The organism is Azospirillum fermentarium (assembly GCF_025961205.1).
Classification (GTDB): Bacteria; Pseudomonadota; Alphaproteobacteria; order Azospirillales; family Azospirillaceae; genus Azospirillum; species Azospirillum fermentarium.
Genome location: NZ_JAOQNH010000001.1, coordinates 780158 through 800937, shown reverse-complemented (window position 1 = coordinate 800937; position 20780 = coordinate 780158). Strand labels below are relative to the sequence as shown.

The following is a 20780-nucleotide window of genomic DNA, read 5'->3' as shown; positions in this document are numbered from 1 at the left end:
GGCCCGCAAGGGCCGCCTTTCGCGTTTCCTGCCTCGCCCGCGTCAGCCGGGGGAGCGGGCCAGATAGGTGTTCAGCACCGCCGGGGCGATGATCCGGTGCAGCGGCTTGACCACCAGCATATAGAGCCGGCCGAGCGCGTTCCGGTTCCTCACCACCGTGGTCAGAACCGCGCACCGTCCATCGCCGTCCGCCGGCATCAGGCACAGCGACAGCCAGACGTCGAGATGCCGGTCCTTGTCGCCCACGATGATCTCGCCGTCCCGGATCTCCTGGATCGTGAAGATTCCCACCCGGTCCCCCGGACCATAGTCGGACAGCGGCTTGGACGGGCGGAAGCCGCCCAGCAGGCCGAGATCCTTCAGCCCCAGCCGCTCCACGATCCGGTTGCGCAGCCACATCAGACGGTCAACCCAGGCCGGCGTCGCCGCCATCGCGGCCATGAAGACGCCCAGCGGCGGCAGGCCGTCGGGGCCGGATACGGGAAAGCGGTAGGCGTCGTGGAAATCCGCGCCGTCGAGAAGCGGCAGCAGCGCGCTGTGCGCCGGCACGGTGGTCAGTTCCGCCCGTTTCATGGGGGGCATCCTTCCGTTTCATGGGGGGCATCCTTCCTGAAAATCCCCGCACAGCGCGGCGCGGGTGGCGGGGGGCAGCACGGCCATGTGACTGTAAGCGGGATGGGTCACGGCCGCCAGCACCGGGACGGCGGGGTCGCGGAAGGCGGCAATCTGCTCATCGGTGCAATCGAAGTGGAGGAAATGGACCGAGGAGGTCTTGCCCGCCGCCGTCGTGCGGTCCACGTCGCCCTCGGGGCGGCCCAGGATGCGGTGAGGGCCGATCTGAAGCTCCATATGGTGCTCGACACCGCCCAGGCAGCCGAGCAGCCGGTGGCGCAGGGTGGGGCTGTCGATTTCGAACATCACCGTCGCCACCAGCTCCCGCCCCTGGGGGATCAGGGGGTTGTAGGCGCGCAGCTCGTCCTCGATCTGCGCCTCCCCGCCCCGCTCGATGAACAGCATCTCGTGAACCTGCTGCCACATGGTGGCGTAGTTCTCGAACAGGAACATGGCATGGGGGCCGACCGGAACCCGCCGGTCCCGCTTGACCGCCACCAGGGCGCGGCGCCGCTCGGCCCGTTCGCGGCCATAGACCTCCATGGGCAGGATGTCGGCGCGGGTGATCGCGGTCTTCCAGGGCGGCATGGGGCTTATCCCTCTCTCACGTCGATGCCATAGGCGCGGGCGAACAGTTCGATGGGGTGGAGCGGGTCCGGCACCGCATCGGCGCCCGCGGTCCGCATCCCCTGGGCGATGTGGGGACCGGCCAGGGGGCATTCCGATGCCAGGAACCGTTTGCCGGCCGTGGCCGCCTTGGCTGCCACCGGCTTGCCCACCGTCAGGGCGACGGGAAAATTCTCCCGCCTCACCCCCCATGCACCGCCGTGGCCGGAGCAGCGCTCGATCACCGTCAGGTCCGGCTGGGGGATCAGGCGCAGCATCTCCGCCGCCTTCTGGCCGATGTTCTGGGCGCGGGCGTGGCAGGCGATGTGGAGCGCCACCCCGCCCGGCAGCGGCCCCAGCCCGTCGGCCAGCCCCTCGCGGCGGGCGATGTCCACCACATACTCGCTGAGATCGGCGGTGGCCCGCGCCAGCCGGTCCACCGCCGCCCGGTGCGGGGCGTCGGCGGGCACCATCAGCGGCCATTCCGTCTTCAGCATCAGCGCGCAGCTCGGGACCAGGGCCACCACGTCATAGCCCTGGTCGATCCATGGCTCCAGACCACGGGCGACGCGGGCGGCGGCGGCGCTGACGCCGGCCAGATCGCCCTGTTCCAGCTTGGGCATGCCGCAGCAGCCGGGATAGGCCACCGCCGTTTCCACACCCAGTCTCGCCAGCACCGCACGCGCGGCCAGACCGATGGACGGGGTGCTGTAATTGACCGAACAGGTGGCGTAAAGCACCGCCCTGCGCCTGCCGTACGCCGGGGCCGCGGTGTTGACCGCCACCGGCTCCGCCGCGGCCCGGCGGACGAAGGTGTGGCCGTGAAACCGCGGCAGCGCGGCATCGCGGTGGATGCCGGCCGCCTTTTCCAGCAGCGGGCGGGTCAGGCGGTTGCCGGTCTTCGCCGCCCAATTGGCCAGCGGTGCCACCATGCCGGCCACGGTGCCGTTGCGGTCGGTCTCCGCCATCTGCCGCACGGCGAAGGGGGTGCCGCTGCGCGCCCGTTCCGCGGCGCGGACGCGGACCATCAGATGGGGAAAATCCACCGCCCACGGGTGCGGCGGCACATAGGGGCATTTGCTCATGAAGCACAGGCCGCACAGGGTGCAGCCGTCCGCCACCGTCTTGAACGCCGCCGACGGCACGGCATCCAGTTCCCCCGGACCGGCGTTGTCCACCAGATCGAACAGCCGGGGAAAGCTGGCGCACAGGTTGAAGCACCGCCGGCAGCCGTGACAGATGTCGAAGACCCGCCGCATCTCCGCATCCAAAGCGGCGGCGTCGGTGAAGGCGGGATCCTGCCAGTCGAGAAGATGGCGGGTCGGCGCGTCCAGGCTGCCTTCGCGCATGGTTCCTTCCGGCTCCGGGATCAAACGCAAAACGGGGGACCGCTTCGGGGTCACGGCGTCCGGTTCATAAGCCCTCTCCCGGGGCGGGAGAGGGGGATCGCTCCGCCGGTACGGACTGACACCGGCGGCGGGATCAGGAAAGCTGGTCCAGCGCCTTCTGAAAGCGCCCGGCGTGGGATCGTTCCGCCTTGGCCAGGGTCTCGAACCAGTCGGCGATCTCGTCGAAGCCCTCGTCGCGGGCGACACGGGCCATGCCGGGGTACATGTCGGTGTATTCGTGGGTTTCCCCGGCGATCGCCGCCCTGAGATTCTGGGAGGTTTCGCCGATGGGCAGGCCGGTGGCGGGATCCCCCACCTCCTCCAGGAATTCCAGATGGCCGTGGGCGTGGCCGGTTTCCCCCTCCGCCGTGGAACGGAACACCGCCGCCACGTCGTTGTACCCCTCCACATCCGCCTTCTGGGCGAAATAGAGGTAGCGGCGGTTGGCCTGGCTTTCCCCGGCGAAGGCCGCCTTGAGGTTCTCTTCGGTCTTCGACCCCTTCAGCGCAGTCATGGTGCTTCCCTCCGTGAGGTGATCCCATGCCCGGCGGTCTTGGATCCCAGTCTTCCCTTCGCGGGCAGGCGTGGACACGCTTTATCGCACCAATTGCTGGTGCGGTCAAGTTTTTGGAATTTTTCTAAACTAACTCAGAGCGGGCTGGAGTCGGGCTTGCCGGGCGCATCCGGCGCCGGGGACAGGCGGACGATCACATCGACCCGCGCCACCGCCGTGCCCGGCGGCGGGGCGGGCAGATGGCTGACCACCAGCGCATCGCCGGGGATGTCGGCCAGATGCCCGGTTTCTTCCAGGAAGAAATGATGATGGTCCGACGTGTTGGTGTCGAAATACGACTTCCCCGCCTCCACCACCACTTCGCGCAGAAGGCCGGCGTCGGTGAACTGGTTCAAGGTGTTATAGACGGTGGCCAGCGACACCCGCAGGCTGGCACGCATCGCCTCGTCGTGAAGCTGCTCGGCGGTGACGTGGCGGTCGCCGGCGTCGAACAGCAGGCGGGCCAGGCCCAGACGCTGGCGGGTGGGGCGAAGACCGGCCGAATGCAGGCGGTCAAGCGCGCGCTTGTAGGGTCGGTTTCCGGTCATGGCGTCCATCATCGGCTGCTGGGTTCGGCTGCACCAGAGGGAAAGACCGGAACAGCCTGCGACAACGGGTCGCAAAACGACAATTTAGAACGAAACCAGACAGCCGGCAAGGGACCGGGGCAAAGGATCAAGGGGGGCGGCACGCCGCCGCCCCCCAACCGTCCCGGTCAGTACCCGGTGGCGATCCGGTCCACCAGTTCCTTCACCGTCGGGATGAACCCGTCGGCGTAGAACGGATCGCTGCCGAAACGATAGGCGTTGTGCCCGGCGAACATCAGCTGGTTCTCGCAGTCGTCGGAATGGCTGACGGCCTGGAGGGTCTTCTGGATGCAGTAGGACCGCGGGTCGGCACGCTTGCCGGTGGTGCCTTCCTCGTTCTGCGACCAGTTGGAGAACAGGCACGCCGACAGGCAGCCCATACAGTCGATCTGGTCGGTCAGGATCTGTTCGGCCCGTTCCGGCTCCACGAAGACCAGGGTGTTGTCGGGGGTCTTCAGCGCCGTGGTGTAACCGGCGGCGAGCCAGCCCTGGGCGCGCTGGCGGTCGGTTTCCGACAGATAGACCGGACGCCCGCGGGGGCCGATCTGCAGCTCCGCCGAATGCTCACCCACCGGCTTGGACATATAGGCCACCTGACGCGCCGACCGGGCCATCAGCTCCAGCATGAAGGGGTTCTTCACGCCCGAGGAATAGAAACCGGTGGGGGAGAAGCGGTTCAGCAGGACGTCGCCGTCCTTCAGCGTCAGCAGCCGGCGCTTCCACGCCATGGAAATCGGGCTTTCCTGGGTCAGCAGCGGACGGGTGCCGTACTGGAACGCCACGGGGCCGAGGTCGGGGTTGTCGATCCAGTCTTCCCATTCCGACAGCCACCACACGCCGCCGGCCATGACGATCGGAATATCGTTCAGCCCGAAGCTGTTCATCATCTGGCGCAGTGCCAGGACGCGGGGGAACGGATCCTCCGGCTTCTGCGGGTCTTCGGAATTGGACAGGCCGTTGTGGCCGCCGGCCAGCCACGGATCCTCATAGACCACGCCGCCCAGGTTGGCGCGGAACTTCTGGTACGCGCGCAGCCACAGGGCGCGGAAGGCGCGGGCCGACGACACGATGGGATAATAGTAGCAGCCGTAGCTGGCCGTGATCTCGGCGATGCGGTAGGGCATGCCGGCCCCGCAGGTCACGCCGTGGATCAGGCCCTTGGCCCCTTCCAGCGCGCCGTGCAGGATTTCCTCGGCCCCGCCCATTTCCCACAGGACGTTCATGTGGATGCGGCCCTGGCCGTTCGACCGCTCGTGCGCGATCTGGGCCTGGGAAATCGCGCCACGGATGCCGTAGGCGATCAGTTCATCGTGCCGTTCACGGCGGGTCTTGCCGTGATAGACCTGCGGGACGATCACACCGTTTTCATCGTAGCTGTCGGCGTTGACGCCCGAAAACGTGCCGATACCGCCCGCGGCTGCCCAGGCGCCGGAGCTTTCGCCGTTCGACACCGCGACACCCTTGCCGCCCTCCACCAGGGGCAGCACTTCCCGGCCCGACATGACCAGTGGCTTCAGCGCCTTCAACGAACCCTCCAACCCCAAATCGACCGCGTTTCAACGACGGGCGCCACCCTATCACGGAAGCGTCCCATGAGCATGTGCCGGAAAGCGGGATGCAAGGAACGGTGCCGCCGGGTCATCCCCGCCAGCGCCGTTGCTCCGCTCCTGACGGGCCATATATAAGTGCATTCGCGCAACGGTTCGAGTGTATTTGCACGATCGGCGACACAGAACCGTCACATCGCCCCCATTTCGCGCTGCAACCGGCCCGGCGCGTCGGTAAAGACCGCGCTCACCCCCCACGAAAACAGCTCCGCCGCCCGCCCGGCGTCGTTGACCGTATAGGCCAGCACCGGGCGCCCGGTGGCCCGGTACTCCGCCACGCTCCGCGCCGTCTGCCGTTCCTGGTCCACGTTCAGGGTGTCCGCCCGCAGCCGGCCGGCGATGGCGGCCCAGTCGGCGGGCGGATCCCACAGCAGATAGCCCAGCGGCAGGGCCGGGGCCAGACGGCGCACCGTCTCCAGGCTCGGCACCTCGAAGCTGGACACCAGAAGCCGGCCATTGTCCGGCCAATATCGTTGCAAGAACGAAATGACGGTGGCCGCCGTCTCCTCCTCCTGCCCCGGAAAGGGTTTGACCTCCACGTTGATGCCCAGGGTCAGGCTGCGGGCCAGATCCAGCACCTCGGTGAGGTCGGGCACCCGTTCGCCGGCAAAGCGCGAATCGAACCACGATCCGGCATCCAGCCGCTTCAGGGCGGCATGATCCACCACGTTCATGGGGCCGTGGCCGTCGGTGGTGCGGTCCAGCGTGTCGTCATGGATGACCACCGGCACGCCGTCACGGGTCAGCATCACGTCGAACTCGATCCACGCCGCCCCCTGCGCCGCCGCTTCGCGGATGGACGCCAGCGTGTTTTCCGGCGCGGATTCCTTGGCCCCCCGGTGGCCGATCAAGCGGGGAATCATCGACAGCATCGGCTTTTCCTCTATATGAACGGGCCAGAGACGGCACCGTTCACCCTCCACCATACGACCATGAGCACCATTTTGCCCGAAGCCGCGGTTTCCGCCAGTGACGTTCCGGTGAAGCCGGCCCGCCGCACCGCCGATCTTGTGGCCGCCGGACTGCTGACCCCGGACGCGGCGGCGGCGGTGGAAAGCGTCACCCGCCGCTACGCCGTGTCCCTGACCCCGTACGTGGTGGAACAGGCGGCCCAATCCCCCGGCGGCCCGGTGTACGCCCAGTACATTCCCACCCCGGAAGAGGCGTACACCGCCCCCGGTGAGAACGGCGACCCCATCGGGGATGACGTACACTCCCCCGTCAAAGGGATCGTACACCGCTATCCCGACCGTGTGTTGCTGAAACCCCTGCACGCCTGCGCCGTTTATTGCCGATTCTGCTTCCGGCGCGAGATGGTCGGCCCCGGTGGCGATGCCCTGACCGCCGACGAGCTGGCCGCCGCCCTGGCGTACGTGCGTGAACATCCCGCGGTGTGGGAGGTGGTGGTCACCGGCGGCGACCCCTTCCTGCTCGCCCCCCGCCGTCTGGCGGAGATCGTGCAGGGGCTGGCCGCCATGGGGCATGTGGGGGTGGTGCGGTTCCACAGCCGCGTGCCCATGGCCGATCCGGCGCGGGTGACGGCGGAACTGGTGGCGGCCCTGCGCGCGCCCGGCCTCGCCACCTGGGTGGCCGTGCATGTGAACCACGCCGACGAGCTGACGCCCGAGACCACGGGCGCCCTGGCCCGGTTGGCCGACGCCGGCATTCCGCTGGTCAGCCAGACCGTGCTGCTGAAGGGGATCAACGACAGCGCCGCGGCGCTGGAGAACCTGTTCCGCGGGCTGGTGCGCCACCGGGTCAAGCCCTATTACCTGCACCATCCCGATCTGGCCCCCGGCACCAGCCATTTCCGCCCCACGCTGGACGAAGGGCGCGCGCTGGTTCGTTCCCTGCGCGGAACGGTCTCCGGGCTGTGTCAGCCGACCTATGTGCTGGATATCCCCGGCGGCCACGGCAAGGCGCCGGCGGCGGGGGAATGGGTGTCGCCCACCGCCGAGGGGTGGGAGGCGGCGGATTTCCGCAATCAAAAGCACATTTATAAGGATTAGTTTGCCAGGGGCTTTGCCCCCGGCACCCCATGCCAAGGGCCGACGGCCCTTGCATCCCATCAATGGGGTCCAGGGGCCGGCGGCCCCTGGTGGGGGATCAAAGGGGGCAATGCCCCCTTTGCCTTAGTCCGCCTTCTTGGTCAGGTCTTCGCCGGTGGTCTGATCCACCTGCTTCATCGACAGCTTGACCTTGCCGCGGTCGTCGAAGCCGATGACCTTCACCTTCACCTCGTCGCCCTGCTTCACCACGTCGGCAACCTTGCCGACGCGCTGCTGCGAGAGTTCGGAGATGTGGACCAGACCGTCACGCGAGCCGAGGAAGTTCACGAAGGCGCCGAAATCGACCACCTTCACCACCTTGCCGATGTAGACCACGCCCAGTTCCGGTTCCGCAACGATGCCGCGGATCCAATCGATGGCCGCCTGGGCCGCCTTGGAATCCACAGCCGCCACCTTCACGGTGCCGTCGTCTTCGATGTCGATCTTGGCGCCGGTCTGCTCCACGATCTCACGGATCACCTTGCCGCCGGAGCCGATCACGTCGCGGATCTTTTCCTTCGGAATGTTGATGACGGTGATGCGCGGGGCGTTCTGGTTGACCGACTCACGGGCGTCGGGCAGAGCCTTGGCCATTTCGCCCAGGATGTGCAGACGCCCGTCCTTGGCCTGGGCCAGGGCGATCTTCATGATCTCCTCGGTGATCGAGGTGATCTTGATGTCCATCTGCAGGGCGGTGACGCCCTTTTCGGTGCCGGCCACCTTGAAGTCCATGTCGCCCAGGTGATCTTCGTCACCCAGGATGTCGGACAGCACGGCGAAACCGTCGTCTTCCTTGATCAGGCCCATGGCGATGCCCGCCACCGGGCGCGGCAGCGGCACGCCGGCATCCATCAGCGCCAGCGAGGTGCCGCAGACGGTGGCCATCGACGAGGAGCCGTTCGACTCGGTGATTTCCGACACGATGCGCAGCGTGTAGGGGAAATCTTCCTTCTTCGGCAGCAGCGGATGCACCGCGCGCCACGCCAGCTTGCCGTGGCCGATTTCGCGGCGGCCCGGGCTGCCCATGCGGCCGGCTTCACCCACCGAATACGGGGGGAAGTTGTAGTGCAGCATGAAGTGTTCGCGGTATTCGCCTTCCAGCGCGTCGATGATCTGCTCATCCTGGCTGGTGCCCAGGGTGGCGACGACCAGCGCCTGGGTTTCGCCGCGGGTGAACAGGGCCGAACCGTGGGCGCGGGGGAGGATGCCCACTTCCGACACGATCGGGCGCACGGTCCTGGTGTCGCGGCCATCGATGCGCAGGCCGGTCTTCAGCACCGAACCGCGCAGGATCTGGGCTTCCAGTTCCTTGAATTCGCTGGCAACCGCGGCCTGTTCGAAGCCTTCGGCGGTCAGGGTCTCGATGGCCTTGGCCTTGGCGGCGTCCAGCTTGCCGTAACGGACCTGCTTGACGGTCTCGGTGTAGGCGGCTTCGACGTCCGAGCCGACGGCGGCGCGCAGACGGTCCTGCACGGCCTTGGCGTCATAGGACGCGGGCGGCAGTTCCCACGGTTCCTTCGCGGCTTCTTCGGCCAGGTCGATGATCGCCTGGATCACCGGCTGGAAGCTCTTGTGACCGAAGGTCACCGCACCCAGCATGACCTCTTCGGTCAGTTCCTTGGCTTCCGACTCGACCATCAGCACGCCGTCGATGGTGCCGGCCACCACCAGATCCAGCTCGGACTTGGCGATCTGGTCCATGGCCGGGTTCAGCACGTACTGGCCGTCGATCAGGCCGACGCGCGCCGCACCGATCGGGCCCAGGAACGGGATGCCCGACAGGGTCAGCGCCGCGGACGTGCCGACCATCGCCGGAATGTCGCTGTCGTTTTCCAGATCATGGCTCAGCACGGTGCAGACGACCTGCGTCTCGTTGCGGAAGCCGTCGGCGAACAGCGGGCGGATCGGCCGGTCGATCAGACGGCTGACCAGCGTTTCCTTTTCCGTCGGGCGCCCTTCGCGCTTGAAAAAGCCGCCGGGGATCTTGCCCGCCGCAAACGTCTTTTCCTGATAATTGACCGTCAGCGGAAAGAAATCGATGCCGGGCTTCGGCGACTTGGCGCCCACGGCGGTGCACAGCACGGTGGTTTCACCGTACGTGACCAGAACGGCGCCGTCAGCCTGCCGCGCGATGTGGCCGGTTTCCAGCGTCAGCTTGCGCCCGCCCCATTCGATTTCTTTACGGAACACTTTAAACATGCGTTTTCTTCCTTCCATCCGACACCCCGTCAGACCGGATTGTCTGTCCAGGGCCGGGGCCACCAGTCGTTCAGACCCCGCGTATATGGCGATGACGCCGCTTGGTCTCGTCTTTCGCCGATTGATGCGTTCTTCAATACATCAAACAAACGCCAAGCGCTACGCGCCCTTTGTTAAAGATCAGGCGCGCCGCTGAATATGAAACATTTTGAAGAATTGCTGCAATACGTGTGCAGAAGAGGATATCGCCACACATCGTCAGGCTTATATCCGAACGCAGGGGGGACACGGCCCACACCCCCACGCCTCACCGCCACTGCCGGAGGATCCGGTGATGAAAAACCCCGCCGGCAAGCACCGGCGGGGTTTTCCAGACAGCCTTAGCGGCGCAGACCCAGACGTTCGATCAGGGTGGCGTAGCGCTCCTGGCTCTTCTTCTTCAGATAGTCCAGCAGGCTGCGGCGCTGACCGACCATCACCAGAAGGCCACGGCGGGAGTGGAAGTCCTTCTTGTGGGTCTGGAGGTGTTCGGTGAGGTTACGGATGCGCTCCGTCAGGATGGCAACCTGCACCTCGGGCGAGCCGGTGTCGGCTTCACCACGGGCGTATTCCTTAATGAGTTCCTGCTTGCGTTCAGCAGTGATCGACATCGGGGTCTCCCAAAGTCACGAAATGTTGAACAGGCGCACCGTACGGATTTCCGCACCCTCCACACGGACCAGCCCCACCGGTTTCCCGGAACAAAGCGCCAAAGCGGTGCCGTCCCCGCCCACATGGTCCCGAACATCCTTCAGACGTTCGCGGTCCATCCGGGTGAGAAGAGTCACCGTTTGTCCGTGTTTCAGCCGATGCGCTTCCGCGTCCGTCAGAGCCAGCGCCGGGATGTCGTCCAGCGCGGTTTCGATCGGCAACAGAAGTCTTTCGACGGCGGCACCTTGCTCCAACGCCGCCAGATCGTCCAGAGAAATCGCGTTCTCCAGACCAAATCGTCCCACACGCACCCGGCGCAGCAGCGTCACATGGGCCACCGTGCCCAACGCCACCGCCAGATCACGGGCCAGCGCGCGGATATAGGTGCCCTTGCCGCACTGAACCTCGAATTCCGCGTGGTCGCCATCGGGCAGGGACACCAGTTCGAACCGGTCGATGCGCACGGTGCGCGCCGCCAATTCCACCGTCTCCCCCTCGCGCGCCATGTCGTACGCGCGTTCGCCGTCGATCTTGATGGCGGAGAATTGCGGCGGCACCTGCTGGATGTCGCCCAGAAAGGCCCCGAGCGCCGAGTCGATCCGTTCACGCGCGGGCCGCACGCCGGAGCGTTCGATCACCGGCCCTTCGCGGTCGTCGGTGGTGGTGCGTTCCCCCCATTTCAGGGTGAAGCGGTACACCTTGGTTCCGTCCATGACATAGGAAACGGTCTTGGTCGCTTCCCCCAGCGCGATGGGAAGAATGCCGGTGGCCAGCGGGTCCAGCGTGCCGCCGTGCCCGGCCTTTTCCGCGTTCAGCAGCCAGCGCACCTTCGCCAGGGCCTGGGTGGAGGTCACGCCTTCGGGCTTGTCCACCACCAGCCAGCCGTGGATCGGCTGGCCCTTCCGCTTACGCGCCATGGGCGGGCGGCTCGCCGTCATCGGTGCCGGCGTCACCCTCGGCGTCGAAATCCTCATCCTCGTCCAGCGCATCCCGTTCGTGGGGCAGCAGGTCGCGCGCCACTTCGGGGCTGTGCAGGATGGCGCCGATGCGCCCGGCGTAATCGAACGAGGTGTCGGCTTCGAAGAACAGGTTCGGCGCGTGGCGCAGGTTGACCGCGCGGGCGATCTGCGACCGCAGGAAGGCGCGGGCCCGGCGCAGCGCCGCCAGCCCTTCCTCCATGTTTTCCCCGCCCAGCGTGGTGACGAAGGCGGTGGCGTTCTTCAGGTCGGGGCTGATCCGCACCTCGGTCACCGTGACCGTCAGATGCTGAAGCTCGGGGTCGCGGAAGTCGCCGCGCTGGAACACGGCGGCCAGGGCGTGGCGGATTTCCTCGCCCACGCGCAACTGACGCTGGGACGGGGCTTTGCCGGCGCGGTCGGCGCCGTGGTGTTTGTTCGACATGGAACAGTGCTTTCGCCAAAAAGGAAGCGAGAGGGCCGCTGGCCCTCTCGCGCTCTCCCCGGCAAGGATCGCCGATCCTTGCATCCTTTGGAAATAAGGGCGACAGCCCTTGCATCCCTTGAAGAAGGAAGGGCCGCGGGCCCTTCCATCCCTTACACTCAGAGTGCGCGGGCGATTTCGTCGATTTCGAAAGCTTCGATGACGTCGCCGGTCTGAATGTTGTCGTAGTTCTCGAAAGCCATACCGCACTCGTAGCCTTCGCGCACTTCCTTCACTTCGTCCTTGAACCGCTTCAGCGTCTTCAGCGTGCCCTCGTGGATCACCACGTTGTCACGCAGCAGACGGACGCCGGCGCCGCGCTTGACAGTGCCCTGGGTGACCATACACCCGGCGACCTTGCCGACGCGGGTGATGTTGAACACCTCGCGGATTTCGGCGTAGCCGATGAAGCGTTCGCGCAGCGTCGGGGCCAGCATGCCCGTCAGCGCCGCCTTCACGTCGTCGATCACGTTGTAGATGATCGAGTAGTAGCTGATGTTCACGCTGTCGCGCTTGGCCAGATCGCGGGCCTGCGGGTTGGCGCGGACGTTGAAGCCGATGATCATGGCGTTGGACGCGTTCGCCAACGTCACGTCGGATTCGTTGATCGCACCCACCGACGCGTGCAGCACGCGGACCTTGACCTCGGTGTTCTCGGCGGTGAGCTTTTCCAGCGCACCGGAGATCGCCTCGATCGAGCCCTGCACGTCGCCCTTGATGACGACCGGCAGTTCCTTGGCCTCGCCGGCCTGGATGCGGTTGAACATGTCCTGCAGCGAGCCGCGCGCGCTGGCCGCCACCGCCGCTTCGCGCTTCTTGCGCTGGCGGAACTCGGCGATTTCGCGGGCACGGGCTTCCGATTCCACCACCGTGAAATCGTCGCCGGCCATGGGCGTGCCGTTCAGGCCCAGCACCTCCACCGGGGTGGCGGGGGCGGCGGACTGCACGGTCTGGCCACGGTCGTTGACCAGCGCGCGCACACGGCCCCATTCGGACCCGGTGACGAACACGTCGCCGACGTTCAGCGTGCCGCGCTGCACCAGGACGGTGGCCACCGAACCGCGGCCCCGTTCCAGCTTGGCTTCGATGACCACGCCCTCGGCGGTGCGGTTGGGGTTGGACCGCAGTTCCAGGATTTCGGCCTGGAGCAGGATCGCCTCTTCCAGCTTGGCGAGGTTGAGGCGGCCCTTGGCCGACACTTCCACGTCCAGCACGTCGCCGCCCATGCCTTCCACCACCAGGCTGTGCTGGAGCAGTTCCTGACGCACGCGCTCAGGCTTGGCGTCGGGCAGGTCGATCTTGTTGATGGCGACGATGATCGGAACCTTCGCCGCCTTCGCGTGATGGATGGCTTCGATGGTCTGCGGCATCACGCCGTCGTTGGCCGCCACCACCAGCACCACCACGTCGGTGACGTTGGCGCCGCGGGCACGCATTTCGGTGAAGGCCGCGTGACCGGGGGTGTCGATGAAGGTGATCTTCGCACCCGAGGCCAGGTTCACCTGATACGCACCGATGTGCTGGGTGATGCCGCCGGCTTCGCCCGACACCACGTCGGTCTTGCGCAGGGCGTCCAGCAGCGAGGTCTTGCCGTGGTCCACGTGACCCATCACGGTCACCACCGGCGGACGCGCCACCAGCGCTTCCGGCGCGTCGGCATCGCCGCGCAGGCCCAGCTCCACGTCGGCTTCGGACACGCGGCGGATGCGGTGGCCGAACTCCGCCACCACCAGCTCGGCGGTGTCGGCGTCGATGGTCTGGTTGATGGTCGCCATCACGCCCATGCGCATCAGCGACTTGATCACGTCCGCACCGCGCTCCGCCATGCGGTTGGCCAGTTCCTGCACCGTGATGACTTCCGGCAGGATGACGTCACGGGTGATCTTCTGGGTTTCCTGGCGGCCCATCATGCGCAGCCGTTCGCGCTCACGCGCCCGGCGCACGGCGGCAAGGCTGCGCGTCCGCTCCGACCCGTCGCTCGACAGCGCCTGCGAGACGGTCAGCTTGCCCGAACCGCGGCGGCGGTCGCCGGCGGGAGCGCCGGCACCGGGGGCCTTGCGCGGGGCCGCCGCGGGCGCGGCCTTGCCCTTGGGTGCTGCCTTGCCGCGGCCGGCACCGCCACGGGCACCGGCGTCTTCCTCGTCGTCCGCCGCACGCGGGGCGGGCGAAACCTGAGACACCGCGGTGTCGGCGGCGGGGGTCCGCGCCGGCGCGGCACCGCCACCCGAACGGGCGCGCGGCTGCTCGTCGGCCTTCTTGCGGGTCTCCTCGGCCTTGCGGGCCTCTTCGTCCTTGCGCTTGGCTTCTTCGTCCTGGCGGCGGCGCTCCTCGGCGGCGGCCTTGACGCGGCCCTCCTCCTCCTGGATGAGACGCATCTCTTCCAGCTCGCGCTTGCGCAGGGTTTCCGCGTCCAGGATTTCCGGCTCCGCCGGCTCGGCGGCGGCGGGGGCCTGCTCGGCCTCCAGGGCGGCGATTTCGGCGGCGACGACGGCGGCCTCGGCGGCTTCAGCCTCCGCCTCGCGGCGCTGAGCCTCCTCCTCCACCGCACCGCGCAGCGCGCGCAGCCGGGCCTCGCGTTCTTCCTTGGTCAGCTGGCGCACGGCTCCGCCGCCGCCGCCACGGGCGGGGCGTCCGCCCTGGCCGCCGCGGACGGGGATGCCCTGGGCCGCCTGACGGGCGGCGGCACCGCCGTCGGCCACGCCGGGCACGGCGCCCTTTTCCACCGCGCGCTTGCGCTTCACCTCGACCGTCACGGTCTTGGAGCGGCCATGGGAAAAGCTCTGCCGGACCGTGTTGTCAACCGGCTTGTCGACCGGCTTCTTCAACTCCAGCTTGCCTTTGCCAGAGCCGGAGAGATGCAAGACTTTCTTTTGGTCCTGGTCGTTGCTGTCGGTCATCGGTTCCGGTTGATCTCAGTCGTTGGTTTCCCTGGCCCGCCGGCGGCGCCGACGTCAAAGCCCCTGATGCCCGTGAGCCGGGCCGCGTCCCGCAGAAGCTGGCTCGCCAGCTTTCCACGGGCCACGACGGTGTGCACGGCGTGGTCCCGGCCCAGAGCAGCGGCAAGCGCGCCCGAGTCGAAAAGGCAGATCACGGGCAGATCAGGCCCCAGCGCCGCCACCTTGGCCCGCTGGTCCTCCGATCCGTCCGCCGCCTCCACAAGAAGGCCCGGAACCCCACCCTCGCGGCCGATCCGGCCGGAACGCAAAGCCTCGCGCACCTTCTCATAGCCCGCCAATGCCTGTCCGGCACGGCGTGCCAGCCCGATCCGGTCGAGGCAGCGGCGCTCCAACAGGCGCTCCAGCCGCTCGGTCAAATCGGGTGGCACCCGTACGGCACGGCGTGCCGCACGGGCAAACAGCCCCTTGCCCCCGGCCTTCGCCAGGGCTGCCCGATCCGCCGACACCCACAGGCCACGGCCCGGCAGGCGTTCGTCGAGATCCGGCACTATCTCACCATCCGGCCCGACCACAAAGCGGATCATGCCGTCTTTCGGCTGGACCGTGCCGGTGATGATGCACCGCCGGTTCGGTCCCGTCTCTTCCGGCTCGTCGGGCAGCGCGGGCGCGGGGTCGAAATCCTCTCCCTCGCCGCTGCCGCCGCCGTTCTCAGCCTCGTTCGACTCAGCCATACGTTCCTATGCCGCCTTCCACGGGTCCGCGTCAATGCGCAAACTGTAATGGCACGTACCCGTTCAGGATGCGGCAGCCTCTCCGTCTTCGGCGCCGGCCGCTGCCGCACCGCCGTTTTCGCTTTCATACCAATGGGCACGGGCGGCCATGATGATCTCGTTGGCCTCGTCCTCGGTCGGCGCGTCCTTGCCCAGAATTTCCAGGAGCTCGTCGGCGGCCAGGTCGGCCAGATCGTCCATGGTCTTGACGCCGTTCTCGCCCAGCTTGACCAGAATGGCCGGGCTGAAGCCGGTCAGGCCCGCCACGTCGTCGGTCACGCCCAACTGACGGCGGCGTTCCGCCATCTGGGTGTCGAGCTGATCCAGGAAGTGCAGCGCGCGCTCGCGCAGCTCCGCCGCCACGTCCTCGTCGAAGCCTTCGATCTCCGACAGCTCCTCGATCTCGGCGTAGGCGATCTCCTCCACCGACGAGAAGCCCTCGGCCACAAGCAGGTGGGCGATCACGTCGTCAACGTCAAGCGCGTCGATGAAGAGCTGCGAGCGCGAGCGGATCTCTTCCGACCGGCGTTCGGATTCTTCCTGTTCGGTCAGGATGTCGATGTCCCAGCCGGTGAGCTGGGTGGCAAGGCGCACGTTCTGGCCGCGGCGGCCGATGGCCAGCGAGAGCTGGTCGTCGGGCACCACCACCTCGATGCGGCGGCCTTCCTCGTCCATCACCACCTTGGCGACTTCCGCCGGGGCCAGCGCGTTCACCACGAAGGTGGCGTTGTCGCCGTTCCACGGAATGATGTCGATCTTCTCGCCCTGCAGTTCGCCGACCACCGCCTGCACGCGGCTGCCGCGCATGCCGACGCAGGCCCCCACGGGGTCGATGGAGCTGTCCTTGGAATGGACGGCGATCTTGGCGCGGCTGCCGGGGTCGCGGGCCACCGCCTTGATCTCGATGATGCCGTCGTAGATTTCCGGCACTTCCTGTTCGAACAGCTTGGCCATGAACAGGGGATGGGTGCGCGACAGGAAGATCTGCGGCCCGCGGCTTTCCTCGCGCACGTCATAGATATAGGCGCGCACGCGGTCGCCGTTCTTGAAGTGCTCGCGCGGCAGCAGCTCGTCGCGGCGCAGGATGGCCTCGGCCCGGCCCAGATCGACCGTGACGTTGCCGTATTCCACCCGCTTGACCAGCCCGTTGACGATCTCGCCCTGGCGGTCCTTGTACTCGTTGAACTGGCGCTTGCGCTCGGCGTCGCGCACCTTCTGCACGATCACCTGCTTGGCGGTCTGGGCGGCGATGCGGCCGAAATCGATGGGCGGCAGCGGATCGACCAGGAAATCGCCGACCTTCACGTTGGGGCGGCGGCGCTGCGCATAGGCCAGCGTGACCTGGGTCGCTTCGTTCTCCACCGCGTCTTCGACCACTTCCATGAAGCGGGCGAGCTGGATTTCGCCCGACTTGCGGTCGATGCGGGCGCGGATGTCGTGCTCGTGGCCATACTTGGACCGCCCGGCCTTTTGAATCGCCTGCTCCATCGCTTCCAGGACTTCATCCCGGTCGATGTTCTTTTCGCGGGCGACCGCATCAGCGACTTGCAGCAGTTCCATCCGTCACACTCTTCTGAAACTTGGTTCTTCGTTTCGTCCACACGGGCCCGATGCCACGCCGGACGGGTCAGCCCTGGGCGTCGGCGCTGGCCCGGATCAGCTCGTCCGTCAGCACCAGCTTGGCCCGCAGCACGTTGTCGAACGGCACCCGCGCCGGCCCCTGTTCGGTGTCGAGCAGGATCTCGCCCTCCTCCACCCCGCGCAGCAGCCCCTTGAAGCGCTTGCGGCCATCGACGGCGATGCGCGATTCCAGCTTCGCCTCGAAGCCGGCGAACCGCTCGAAATCCTTCAGCCGGGTCAGCGGACGGTCGATGCCGGGGGAGCTGACCTCCAGCGTGTAGGGCCCGGAAATGGGATCCTCCACGTCCAGCAGCGCCGACACGGCGTGGCTGATGTCCGCGCAATCGTCCACGGTCATGGCCGCACCATCGGCGCGTTCCGCCATGATCTGAACTCCGGGCCGTTGACCCCCCGAGATCTGAACCCGCACGACCTCATAGCCCATGGCTTCAATCGAAGGGGTGACGATCTGTTCGATCCGACCTGCTGCGTCCATTCCACCTAGCCTGTCAGCGTGCCGGCCCCACCGCTTCCCCTTTGACGGTGAAGCCCAAGGAACCGCGCGGCGCCGGATAGTCCCTATGCCGATAAAAAAATGAGTGGGCCAAGGCCCACCCGCAAAGCATCCTGACGGCCCACCGTATCAGCGGACCGCCACGACGTATGAGAGTTCGTCCGATGACTATAGACGTTCCGCCGGGCACTGCAAGCGCTTTTCCGCCATCCCTTATGGACCGGCGTCCCCCGGCCACTCCCCGGCTGCCGGCCGGCCGCAGCATTCAAGACATTCCGCTAGCGGAATAAAAATCAATTTTGTTTCGGATTGCTAATAATTACGGTTACGGATCGAGATCCACCAGCACCGGCACATGGTCCGACGGCTTCGGCTCCCACCCGCGGGCTTCGCGCAAGACCTTGATTCCCTTCAGACTCGCCGCCAGGGGCGGGGTGACCCAGATGTGGTCCAGGCGCCGTCCGCGGTCGGCCGCCGCCCAATCCTTGGCCCGGTAGCTCCACCACGTGTACAGCTTTTCCGTTTCGGGAACGTAACGGCGCATCGCATCGACCCAACCCAGCGACCGCTGCATGGCGCCCAGCTTTTCCACCTCGACCGGGGTGTGGGACACGACGTCCAGCAACGCCTTGTGATTCCACACATCCTGTTCCAGCGGTGCGATGTTGAGATCCCCCACCAGCACCATGGGGCGGGACGGATCGCGCCGCTCCGCCCACCACGCGGTCATGTCGTCGAGGAAGCGGAGCTTGTGAGCGAACTTGTCATTTTGTTCCGGGTCCGGAATGTCTCCACCCGCCGGGATGTAGAGGCAATGCACCTCGACCCCGCCGGGCAGCACACCCAAAGCGTGGCGGCAATCCCGCTTGTCGCACCAGTGCTGCACGTCCCGCCCCTCCAGCGGCAGCCGCGACAGGATCGCCACGCCGTTGTAGGACTTCATGCCGTGGACATGGTTGTGCACGTACCCCTGCGCCACCAGCGGCGCGAAGGGAAAGTCGGCGTCCACGCACTTGGTTTCCTGGAGACAGATGACGTCGGGCTGTTCCTGTTCGATCAGGCGCAGCAGCAGCGGCATCCGCAGGCGGACGGAATTGATGTTCCAGGTGACGATGCGCATGGGGCCGGCGTCTTCCCTTACCCGATGGTGACGGACAGGGTGCCGACACCCTCCACCGACGCTTCCAGCACGTCGCCGGCCTTCACCGGCCCCACGCCCTCGGGCGTGCCGGTGTAGATGAGGTCGCCGGGCTGAAGCTCCACCAGACCCGACAGGTACGCGATGGTGTCGGCCACCGGCCAGATCATGTCCGACAGGTCGCCGTGCTGGCGCTCGTCCCCGTTGACGGTCAAACGGATGGCACCCTTGGACGGGTGGCCGATGGCCGCGGCCCGCTGGATGCAGCCGCACGGCGCGGAGCGGTCGAAGCCCTTGCCCATGTCCCAGGGCTTGCCGTCCTTCTTGGCGGCGTTCTGCAGGTCGCGGCGGGTCATGTCCAGCCCCACCGCATAGCCGAACACCGCGTCCAGCGCGCGTTCCACCGGGATGTTGCTGCCGCCGCGCCCGATGGCGACCACCAGCTCCACCTCGTGGTGCAGGTTGGCCGTCGCGGGGGGATAGGGCACCACGCCGCCGTCGGTGACGATGGCGTCCGCCGGCTTCATGAAGAAGAACGGCGGCTCCTTGTCCGGGTCCGCCCCCATCTCGCGGGCATGGGCGGCGTAATTGCGCCCGACGCAATAGATCCGGCGCACGGGAAAGGGATCGCTGCCCGCCACCGGCACGGCGGGATGGGGCCACAGGGGAAAGGCGTAGGCCATGGCGGACACGCTCCGGGGCTGGTCGATGACATCACAGGGTTAACCGCAAGGCGCGGTCTTGCCAAGAGTCCGTTTCGGCAGAGAAGGGATACGAAGGGGGCGCCGCCCCCCTCGGGCTTCCCCCGCCAAGGGCCGGCGGCCCTTGGAACCCGTCGAGATATGTGCGTTGCGGCATCGGCTGCGATTCGTTAGGAAGGGGGTCTTGCTTGACAGATGCCAGGGCTGGCCGCCATGCCCCTCAATGGACCGCTTTCGCTGTACCGCGCCCGCCGGGGCACCGGCACGCTGCGCCCCGATCCCGATCAGGAACTGGCGGCGGAAAAGTTCGAAAGCCTCTATCACGCGCTGAAGGGCTACCGGCCCCAGCCCACCGGCGACGGCGGCAAGACCTCGGCCGGCGGCTGGCTGGAACGCTTCGGGCTGGGCCGCCGCCGCCCCGCCCCGCCGCCGCCCGACATCGCCGCCACCGCTCCCCAGGGGCTCTACCTGTACGGCAGCGTCGGGCGCGGCAAATCCATGCTGATGGACCTGTTCTTCGAAACCGCCCCGGCGGACCGCAAGCGCCGCGTCCATTTCCACGAATTCATGCTGGAGGTCCACCAGCGCATCCACGACCACCGCCGCTCCGGCAAGGGCAAGGGCGACGGCCCCGACGAGGCGCTGCCCGACCTGGCCCGCGCGCTCGCGGACGAGGCGTGGCTGCTGTGCTTCGACGAATTCCACGTGACCAACATCGTCGATGCCATGATCCTGGGCCGGCTGTTCACCCATCTGTTCGATCTGGGCGTGGTGGTGGTGGCCACATCCAACTGGCCGCCCGACATGCTGTACAAGGACGGGCTTCAGCGCGAACTGTTCCTGCCCTTCATCGCCTTGCTGAAGGAAAAGCTGGACGTTCTGTCGCTGGACGGCCCCACCGATTACCGGCTGGACCGGCTAAAGGGCGTGCCCATCTATCACCATCCCCTCGGGCCTGCGGCGTCCGCCGCCCTGGACCGCGCCTTTGCCGCCCTGACCGGCGGTGCCGCGGGCGAGCCCACCCACCTTCTGGTGCAGGGCCGCCGGGTGGAGATCCCCTGTGCCGCCAAATCGGTGGCCCGCGCCGATTTCTGGGATCTGTGCGGAAAGCCGCTGGGGGCGGCGGATTACCTGGGCATCGCCACCCATTTCCACACGCTGCTGCTCGACAACGTTCCCACCATGCGGGACGAGCTGCGCAACGAGGCCAAGCGCTTCATGACCCTGATCGACGCGCTGTACGAGCACAAGGTCAACGTGGTCATCGCCGCCGACGGCCCCCCCGAACGCCTGTACCCCGACGGCACCCACGCCTTCGAATTCGAACGCACCGTCTCCCGCCTGATGGAGATGCAGAGCGAGGACTACCTGCAACGCCCTCATCTTACTTGATATTTTCCGAGTGCTTTC

General features: G+C 67.2%; 19 protein-coding genes. 2 read left to right on the top strand and 17 right to left on the bottom strand.

The window, feature by feature from the left end:
• Positions 1 to 42 precede the first annotated feature (42 nt).
• The 7 genes from M2352_RS03825 to M2352_RS03795 all read right to left on the bottom strand — a co-directional run bounded on the left by M2352_RS03825 (position 43) and on the right by M2352_RS03795 (position 6225).
• Positions 43 to 573 carry a DUF2867 domain-containing protein gene (locus M2352_RS03825; protein WP_264663178.1) on the bottom strand — a complete coding sequence of 177 codons (531 nt, stop codon included), beginning with the start codon at positions 571 to 573 and terminating at the stop codon, positions 43 to 45.
• Positions 574 to 591: 18 nt separating this feature from the next.
• The gene (locus M2352_RS03820) at positions 592 to 1200 is read right to left on the bottom strand and encodes a DUF3501 family protein (RefSeq protein WP_264663177.1); all 609 of its coding nucleotides are present in this window, start codon (positions 1198 to 1200) and stop codon (positions 592 to 594) included.
• Between the two features lie 5 nt (positions 1201 to 1205).
• Positions 1206 to 2567, bottom strand: a complete 1362-nt coding sequence (locus M2352_RS03815) for a heterodisulfide reductase-related iron-sulfur binding cluster (RefSeq protein ID WP_264663176.1) — start codon at positions 2565 to 2567, stop codon at positions 1206 to 1208.
• Positions 2568 to 2700: 133 nt separating this feature from the next.
• The gene (locus tag M2352_RS03810) at positions 2701 to 3120 is read right to left on the bottom strand and encodes a rubrerythrin family protein (protein WP_264663175.1); all 420 of its coding nucleotides are present in this window, start codon (positions 3118 to 3120) and stop codon (positions 2701 to 2703) included.
• Positions 3121 to 3254: 134 nt separating this feature from the next.
• On the bottom strand, positions 3255 to 3716 hold the full coding sequence (gene irrA, locus M2352_RS03805; protein ID WP_406567263.1) for an iron response transcriptional regulator IrrA: 462 nt from the start codon (positions 3714 to 3716) through the stop codon (positions 3255 to 3257).
• 158 nt (positions 3717 to 3874) lie between these two features.
• The gene (locus M2352_RS03800) at positions 3875 to 5248 is read right to left on the bottom strand and encodes an NAD(P)H-dependent flavin oxidoreductase (RefSeq protein WP_264663173.1); all 1374 of its coding nucleotides are present in this window, start codon (positions 5246 to 5248) and stop codon (positions 3875 to 3877) included.
• A gap of 236 nt (positions 5249 to 5484) precedes the next feature.
• A complete protein-coding gene (locus tag M2352_RS03795) occupies positions 5485 to 6225 on the bottom strand; it encodes a glycerophosphoryl diester phosphodiesterase (RefSeq protein WP_264663172.1) in 741 nt (246 codons plus the stop codon).
• Positions 6226 to 6285: 60 nt separating this feature from the next.
• On the opposite strand from M2352_RS03795, the gene M2352_RS03790 reads away from it, so the two are divergent.
• Positions 6286 to 7362 (top strand): lysine-2,3-aminomutase-like protein, encoded by a 1077-nt coding sequence (locus M2352_RS03790; protein WP_264663171.1) that lies wholly within the window; start codon positions 6286 to 6288, stop codon positions 7360 to 7362.
• Between the two features lie 123 nt (positions 7363 to 7485).
• Here M2352_RS03790 and pnp read toward each other — a convergent pair whose 3' ends face one another.
• The 10 genes from pnp to M2352_RS03740 form a co-directional block, all read right to left on the bottom strand.
• Positions 7486 to 9600, bottom strand: a complete 2115-nt coding sequence (pnp, locus tag M2352_RS03785) for a polyribonucleotide nucleotidyltransferase (protein ID WP_264663170.1) — start codon at positions 9598 to 9600, stop codon at positions 7486 to 7488.
• Between the two features lie 380 nt (positions 9601 to 9980).
• Complete coding sequence (gene rpsO, locus M2352_RS03780) at positions 9981 to 10250, bottom strand: 30S ribosomal protein S15 (RefSeq protein ID WP_264663169.1); 270 nt, start codon at positions 10248 to 10250, stop codon at positions 9981 to 9983.
• A 15-nt stretch (positions 10251 to 10265) separates the two neighbouring features.
• On the bottom strand, positions 10266 to 11207 hold the full coding sequence (gene truB, locus M2352_RS03775) for a tRNA pseudouridine(55) synthase TruB (RefSeq protein WP_264663168.1): 942 nt from the start codon (positions 11205 to 11207) through the stop codon (positions 10266 to 10268).
• A complete protein-coding gene (gene rbfA / locus M2352_RS03770) occupies positions 11197 to 11691 on the bottom strand; it encodes a 30S ribosome-binding factor RbfA (RefSeq protein ID WP_264663167.1) in 495 nt (164 codons plus the stop codon). The genes truB and rbfA overlap by 11 nt, the downstream gene beginning before the upstream one ends.
• Positions 11692 to 11849: 158 nt before the next feature.
• Positions 11850 to 14627, bottom strand: a complete 2778-nt coding sequence (gene infB, locus M2352_RS03765) for a translation initiation factor IF-2 (RefSeq protein ID WP_264663166.1) — start codon at positions 14625 to 14627, stop codon at positions 11850 to 11852.
• Positions 14624 to 15358, bottom strand: a complete 735-nt coding sequence (locus M2352_RS03760) for an RNA-binding protein (RefSeq protein WP_264663165.1) — start codon at positions 15356 to 15358, stop codon at positions 14624 to 14626. The genes infB and M2352_RS03760 overlap by 4 nt, the downstream gene beginning before the upstream one ends.
• Before the next feature lie 63 nt (positions 15359 to 15421).
• On the bottom strand, positions 15422 to 16957 hold the full coding sequence (gene nusA / locus M2352_RS03755) for a transcription termination factor NusA (RefSeq protein WP_264663164.1): 1536 nt from the start codon (positions 16955 to 16957) through the stop codon (positions 15422 to 15424).
• Between the two features lie 67 nt (positions 16958 to 17024).
• Positions 17025 to 17513 (bottom strand): ribosome maturation factor RimP, encoded by a 489-nt coding sequence (gene rimP / locus M2352_RS03750; RefSeq protein ID WP_264663163.1) that lies wholly within the window; start codon positions 17511 to 17513, stop codon positions 17025 to 17027.
• A gap of 343 nt (positions 17514 to 17856) precedes the next feature.
• Positions 17857 to 18651 carry an exodeoxyribonuclease III gene (locus tag M2352_RS03745; RefSeq protein WP_264663162.1) on the bottom strand — a complete coding sequence of 265 codons (795 nt, stop codon included), beginning with the start codon at positions 18649 to 18651 and terminating at the stop codon, positions 17857 to 17859.
• A gap of 17 nt (positions 18652 to 18668) precedes the next feature.
• A complete protein-coding gene (locus M2352_RS03740; RefSeq protein WP_264663161.1) occupies positions 18669 to 19352 on the bottom strand; it encodes a fumarylacetoacetate hydrolase family protein in 684 nt (227 codons plus the stop codon).
• 231 nt (positions 19353 to 19583) lie between these two features.
• Between M2352_RS03740 and zapE the strand changes: the two genes are divergently transcribed.
• Positions 19584 to 20762 carry a cell division protein ZapE gene (zapE, locus tag M2352_RS03735; protein ID WP_264663160.1) on the top strand — a complete coding sequence of 393 codons (1179 nt, stop codon included), beginning with the start codon at positions 19584 to 19586 and terminating at the stop codon, positions 20760 to 20762.
• The last annotated feature ends 18 nt before the right edge of the window (positions 20763 to 20780 follow it).

Excerpts from the sequence above, each read along its gene's own strand:
- infB (WP_264663166.1), bottom strand. The coding sequence starts at position 14,627 with ATGACCGACAGCAACGACCAGGACCAAAAGAAAGTCTTGCATCTCTCC.
- nusA (WP_264663164.1), bottom strand. The coding sequence starts at position 16,957 with ATGGAACTGCTGCAAGTCGCTGATGCGGTCGCCCGCGAAAAGAACATC.
- M2352_RS03795 (WP_264663172.1), bottom strand. The coding sequence starts at position 6,225 with ATGCTGTCGATGATTCCCCGCTTGATCGGCCACCGGGGGGCCAAGGAA.
- rbfA (WP_264663167.1), bottom strand. The coding sequence starts at position 11,691 with ATGTCGAACAAACACCACGGCGCCGACCGCGCCGGCAAAGCCCCGTCC.
- M2352_RS03825 (WP_264663178.1), bottom strand. The coding sequence starts at position 573 with ATGAAACGGGCGGAACTGACCACCGTGCCGGCGCACAGCGCGCTGCTG.
- zapE (WP_264663160.1), top strand. The coding sequence starts at position 19,584 with ATGCCCCTCAATGGACCGCTTTCGCTGTACCGCGCCCGCCGGGGCACC.
- M2352_RS03790 (WP_264663171.1), top strand. The coding sequence starts at position 6,286 with ATGAGCACCATTTTGCCCGAAGCCGCGGTTTCCGCCAGTGACGTTCCG.
- M2352_RS03800 (WP_264663173.1), bottom strand. The coding sequence starts at position 5,248 with ATGTCGGGCCGGGAAGTGCTGCCCCTGGTGGAGGGCGGCAAGGGTGTC.
- rimP (WP_264663163.1), bottom strand. The coding sequence starts at position 17,513 with ATGGACGCAGCAGGTCGGATCGAACAGATCGTCACCCCTTCGATTGAA.
- M2352_RS03820 (WP_264663177.1), bottom strand. The coding sequence starts at position 1,200 with ATGCCGCCCTGGAAGACCGCGATCACCCGCGCCGACATCCTGCCCATG.
- M2352_RS03760 (WP_264663165.1), bottom strand. The coding sequence starts at position 15,358 with ATGGCTGAGTCGAACGAGGCTGAGAACGGCGGCGGCAGCGGCGAGGGA.
- rpsO (WP_264663169.1), bottom strand. The coding sequence starts at position 10,250 with ATGTCGATCACTGCTGAACGCAAGCAGGAACTCATTAAGGAATACGCC.
- truB (WP_264663168.1), bottom strand. The coding sequence starts at position 11,207 with ATGGCGCGTAAGCGGAAGGGCCAGCCGATCCACGGCTGGCTGGTGGTG.
- irrA (WP_406567263.1), bottom strand. The coding sequence starts at position 3,716 with ATGGACGCCATGACCGGAAACCGACCCTACAAGCGCGCGCTTGACCGC.
- M2352_RS03740 (WP_264663161.1), bottom strand. The coding sequence starts at position 19,352 with ATGGCCTACGCCTTTCCCCTGTGGCCCCATCCCGCCGTGCCGGTGGCG.
- M2352_RS03815 (WP_264663176.1), bottom strand. The coding sequence starts at position 2,567 with ATGCGCGAAGGCAGCCTGGACGCGCCGACCCGCCATCTTCTCGACTGG.
- pnp (WP_264663170.1), bottom strand. The coding sequence starts at position 9,600 with ATGTTTAAAGTGTTCCGTAAAGAAATCGAATGGGGCGGGCGCAAGCTG.
- M2352_RS03745 (WP_264663162.1), bottom strand. The coding sequence starts at position 18,651 with ATGCGCATCGTCACCTGGAACATCAATTCCGTCCGCCTGCGGATGCCG.
- M2352_RS03810 (WP_264663175.1), bottom strand. The coding sequence starts at position 3,120 with ATGACTGCGCTGAAGGGGTCGAAGACCGAAGAGAACCTCAAGGCGGCC.